The organism is Bacteroides faecalis (genome assembly GCF_003865075.1).
Classification (GTDB): Bacteria; Bacteroidota; Bacteroidia; order Bacteroidales; family Bacteroidaceae; genus Bacteroides; species Bacteroides faecalis.
Window position 1 is genome coordinate 1 of the sequence record NZ_BHWB01000050.1, and the last position, 5,347, is coordinate 5,347.

Sequence of the window (5,347 nt, forward strand, 5' to 3'; positions counted from 1 at the left end):
CGGAATGCAACGTTCCAAAGGGGAATGGTCCTTCAGCATACCCGATGTTTTTGGAAGGATCGTCTTGACGGGAACCTGCAAGAATACACTGAATTATGCAAATGATCCGTTAAAGAACGTAGTGGTGAAAGCTACCCGGTTAACAGGCACGAATCAGACTAATGAGCTGAAAGGATATACGCTTCCCTCAAAAGTCGCCTTGACCACCCTGTTATATTGAGCGTAAATTATTATGACCGGTATAGCTTTATAGGATCGAATGGAATTCCTTCGGGCGCTGCCACTGCTTACGAAAAAGTAGCAGGGTATGATAAACTGAGAACGGAAGGAGTCAAAGGCTTGCTTACAGGCACACTGACGGCTAAGATATCCGGCAATGGGACGGTATCGGGATACCTGTACTCGGTGATGTATTACGATGAGAGGGGACGTATGATCCAGCAGCGGGGAAACAATTCTCTGGGAGGAGAGGATAAGATATTTACTGCCTACGACTTCCCGGGAAATCCTACGCAAGTCAGGAAAGTACATACTGTCGGGTCGGATACCCGGACAGAAGTATATACCCATACCTATGACCCGGCGGAACGTCTGTTAAAAACAACTTACCAATTGGACAATGCCGCGGCGGTGACTCTGGTGGATAACACCTACGATGAAGTGGGACGTTTGAAGTCGGACAGGCGAAACGGGAATGCTAGGCTGAAAACGGAGTATGCTTATAACATTCGTTCTTGGACGAAGAGTATTACAGGGACTCTGTTCAGTCAAACGCTGAATTATCAGGAGGCAATAACGGGGAATACCCCTTGCTATAATGGCAACATCAGCAGTATGTTGTGGAAGGCAGGAACGGAAACGAGCCAAAGAGGTTATCGTTTCACGTATGACGAGCTTTCCAGATTGAAGGATGCCCTCTACGGGGAAGGCGCTACGCTTGCCTCTAATACGAACCGATTCAATGAGCAGATTACCGCTTATGACAAGATGGGAAATATCTTAGGCCTGAAACGTTACGGGCAGACGGATGCAAACAGCTACGGGCTGATTGACAATCTGACTTTGACGTATAACGGTAACCGGTTGCAGGCGGTAAAGGACGTTGCCACAAGTTCGGTTTATGGTAATGGAACAGAATTCAAAGACAATTCCAATCAAACGGTGGAGTATGCTTATGATAAAAATGGTAATCTGACCAAAGATTTAAACAAGAATATTAGTAGTATTGGGTATAATTTTTTAAATTTGCCTAATCAGGTAATCTTTGCGGGAGGTAATAGTGTTTTATATGAATATGCTGCTGACGGAACAAAGTTGCGTACGGTACATAAGACGGGGGCTACTACCTTAACGACGGATTATTGTGGTAATGCGATCTATGAGAATGGGGTGTTGAAGATGTTGCTCAATGATGCGGGTTATGTTAGTTTCCCGGATAGGAAGGTTCATTTCTATTTAAAGGATCATCAAGGGAATACTCGTGTGGTAGCGGATAAGGATGGTAATGTTGAGGAACGAAACAATTACTATCCTTTTGGTGGTACTTTTACATCAACCAATAATGTTCAGCCTTTTAAGTATAATGGTAAGGAACTGGATCAAAAAAATGGACTGAACTGGTATGATTATGGTGCTAGACATTATGATGCTGCGATAGGGCGTTGGCATGCAATAGATCCCAAATGCGAAAAGTACAATTATTTGTCTCCATATGTTTATTGTAACAATGGGCCGATTGATAAAATAGATCCTACCGGAGAAGATTGGTATCGCGACAATAACGGAAATTATCGTTGGATAGAAGGCGACGAAGAAATTGAAGGATATGAAAGACTCGGTTCATCCGTTTCTATATCATTGGGAGATGGTCTGTATCTAAACGCCTATCAGAATGGTGGTATCATTGCGAACCAAGCAGTAAATGCATTCGACTTAATTTCCGGCAGCGGAAAATTACAGAAGCAGTTCTTAGGCAATCAAAGTCCTCTGTCTGAAGACTCAAAATCAGCATTGTTCAATGGACTAACCAGCAGAGGAGTTGATGCAATAGCCCGTCCTGTAGGAGAGTTTCTGGTAGAGCAGGGAACTGTTTTGCTGGGAGGCAAACTATTAAGTTTGGGAATTGGAAAGTTAGTCGGACAATTTGCCTCCAAAAGCAGTAGTAGTATTGCCCAAGCTGCAGAAGCTTCTTCTATTGGTAATGAAGCGGCTGTTGGAACCCATTCTGTTTATACGGGGGTAGACGCTTCGGGAACGGTTCGATATGTAGGCATAACAGGTCGTGATCCATCCGTCAGGTTTTTGGAACATTGCATTCGGGAACGGCAAGAGGTGCATTAGATTACAAGATTGTTGAAGGTGCTGAAAATCTAACAAGAGCTCAAGCCCGGGTATGGGAGCAAACTCTAATTAATCAGTATGGCATGGGCAAAAACGGAGGACAATTGTTAAATAAAATCAATTCAATCGCCCCTAAAAATTGGGCAAAAATGGTATAAAATAATATGGGAGTAAAAAGAATCAGAACAAAAATTGGAGATGTCTTTTCTGTGAAAGTATCAGAATCGGTATAAAATATTTCAGATTTCGGTGATTGTGGATAATGTATATTGGAAAGACGAAGAATTGCAAGAGGCAGTAAGAGAAGAACTGAGGTCTTACTCTTTTTTAAAACAAGGGAACGAATGTATTTTGCAGCCTGAAGATGTAATACATATCTGAAAGAGAATTCTAAAGTAAGTTTACTCTTGAAACAGGTAGTGAAGAAGGAAAAAGAGAGGGGATTTATCAAATAAAAATAGATGATACCTTGACTGGAGATTTCAGGTATACCTTTGAGTTTACGTATAATGATAACAATGAAAAGCATACTTTCTTCTTAAATCCGAAGTTGAAAAGCGCTTCTGTAAAGAGCGTAGCACCTGCTCCTATTCTTTTTGTAGAAGATATAACTGATATTCAACCAGTGACATCAGTCCAATTACCCGAAAATAGTAGGGTGATTTATGTCTTTTATTCGAATCTTATGCAATTAAGACCGTTATAAATTCAATAAATCATAGTTTTGTTGAAGGTGGCAAACAAGGCTTCAAATAAATATTTTGTTAAAATAGTTGGATCATATTTATTTTCCAACTATTTTTGTCTCCGTACTTTAAAAGCACTATATGTTCTAATGAAACAGAACCGTTTACTAAAACAAATTTCAAAGAATTACAATGAAACGATGACTGCGAGGCTCATGGAGGAGTTTTGTATGCATTAACGTTGTGTTCTTTGACAGATTGGACACCCATCCGGCATTTTGTAGTTGATTACAAAATGAGAGGTCCGGAATATCTGCAAAATCGCTAGTTTCTTATTCTCTTTTATTATTTGTAGATGTTTTTAGCCTGTATGCGTCTTTCTCGATTCGTACAGATTACTCTCGTATTGCCCTTTGTCAAGGGTGATTTAGCTTACCGTTTTTTATTATTCCATTTTTATATTAAAACTTATAGTGCTATGACAAAAAAGAAAGATACAACTATTGATGAGAAATTAAATGATTTGGACGAACAAATCAAAGCCTTTTTAGATGATATAGAGGATTGGAAAACTAACTCTGATACTACTGCATGCGAAGAAACAGGTATATCGGGATTAGATGATAATTTCGGATATGTAAGAGAAAGCCGCTACGTGGATAAAGGAGTGACATATTTCATTCCGGTCAATCCCAAACCGGAGGGTGAATATAAATTGGAAGAATTAGTTGTCTTTGCCAATGAGGAAGATACTTATCATGAAAGGAGAAAAAATAAACTTTATTTTAAATCGGATACGAAGAAGGTACTTCGAATAACGATGTGGATACGGAAGGTTACAGGAAATGATCCATCGAACGGTGTTCTGTTTTCGCTGTATCGGGAGGGATGTCGAGTTCCGGTTTTTAAACGATTAGAGCAAATTGATCCGGATGGATTCGAATATTCTTTTACGTATGAAGATACAGGCAAACTATTGCCGGGACGTTACTTCTTATTGATTGGTAATATGGAAAATGATTTGGAAGCAAAGTCACCGTTGGAAATAATGGGGACGCAATTATGTTACCGATTTCGGATACTGACTGAGGGAACATATTTACCTAAGCCAAAAGTGAGAAGAGTGTCTGTGTCTCGTCCTGATGTGCAGGAAACTGTTTGCGGAACTTCCGGTAAATTGGATATAAAAGTTGCTTTGAAAGGATACATCGAAGATACATATGACTTTTGTGCTTATTGTTATAATACTGACCATCAGCTGATAGGAAAAGTGGAGACCGACGCGAAACTTATATCGAAAGGATCGAATACATGGTTAAAGTTTTCATTGGAGTCTGCATACATTTGGGTAGCAGGAGATTATTCATTGGTATTTGTATATAATGAAGAGCCAGCTTACGTATTCTCTTTTCATCTTTCATCACAAGCTTTCGTACAATGTGAAGTCCGGGAACTTCAACCGGATTCTTTTCATTATTTAATGGTTAAGTATTGTGAGAAGAAAGTGGTATGGCAAGGGAGAATTTGTAAGCTACCGGGGATGCGAAATATTCGGGAACGGTTTGTTTCTTTGATAGAAGAGACTGTGTTTGATGAACTGTGTCGACGGAAAGGAGTGGAGATTACCAAGAGAAATAAACATTTTGTGATGATAGGAGCAGAATCTTCGATCCAACCAAAAGTGGCGACTTGTCTTTCTTCAATGTTCTCATTGGGTAATATTCAGATGGATGAAGTGGATGCCACATCGTTGATTACTTCCAAAAACTCATTGAATCCTTATGAGGAAGTAAATACATTGATGAGTAACCGTTTGGATAGTACAATTTTCCTGAAGCAGTTCTCTGCATTACTTTCTCCCAATGGGTTTACCGGTGTTACGTAAAATCACGAATGCTTTAAATGATCAAGAACATTCTTGGTCGTTAGTACTTTGTGGAACAGAAAGTGAAGTTGAACAGCTTTTTGAAGCGGTTCCTGAATGGAGGGCTTACTTCCCTGAGGAATATTGGTTGGAATTTGGAAATTATTCGTTCTCTGATGTATTGTATAGGTTGATATATCAGTTAGAGAAACGTAAATACAAGCTTTCTCCGGATGCAGAGCTACGTTTGTATCATGCGACTAAACAGTCGTGGGATAATGGAAAATTGATGCATTGGGGTGAGAAAGAAATTATCGATTTTGTTGAGAGTACCTTATTGCCCGTTGTTAGAAAACGCATGATGAAGAGGGTATTAAAATCTGCTTCACAGGATATACAAGCATTACAAACTTTGTATGCGGATGATCTGGAGCTATCGTTTGACGGTAGCCGGCAT

The 5,347-nt window shown here is 39.7% G+C and carries 3 protein-coding genes and 1 pseudogene; all 4 read left to right on the plus strand.

Annotation, left to right across the window (positions count from 1 at the left end; translation table 11 throughout):
• Positions 1 to 220 (plus strand): hypothetical protein (locus tag EJF25_RS26065; protein ID WP_235016924.1); only part of this gene is annotated, 220 nt, incomplete at its 5' end.
• Positions 217 to 2,340 (plus strand): RHS repeat domain-containing protein, encoded by a 2,124-nt coding sequence (locus EJF25_RS24575; RefSeq protein WP_235016925.1) that lies wholly within the window; start codon positions 217 to 219, stop codon positions 2,338 to 2,340. The genes EJF25_RS26065 and EJF25_RS24575, both read left to right, overlap by 4 nt.
• 1,164 nt (positions 2,341 to 3,504) lie before the next feature.
• Positions 3,505 to 4,911, plus strand: coding sequence for a hypothetical protein (locus EJF25_RS24580; RefSeq protein ID WP_125043281.1), 1,407 nt, complete (start codon positions 3,505 to 3,507; stop codon positions 4,909 to 4,911).
• Positions 4,901 to 5,347 (plus strand): annotated as a pseudogene (locus EJF25_RS24585) (hypothetical protein); the annotation flags it as partial. The gene EJF25_RS24580 and the pseudogene EJF25_RS24585, both read left to right, overlap by 11 nt.

What these genes read in the sequence shown, in the direction of transcription:
- EJF25_RS24580 (WP_125043281.1), top strand. Translation starts at nt 3,505, where the DNA reads ATGACAAAAAAGAAAGATACAACTATTGATGAGAAATTAAATGATTTG.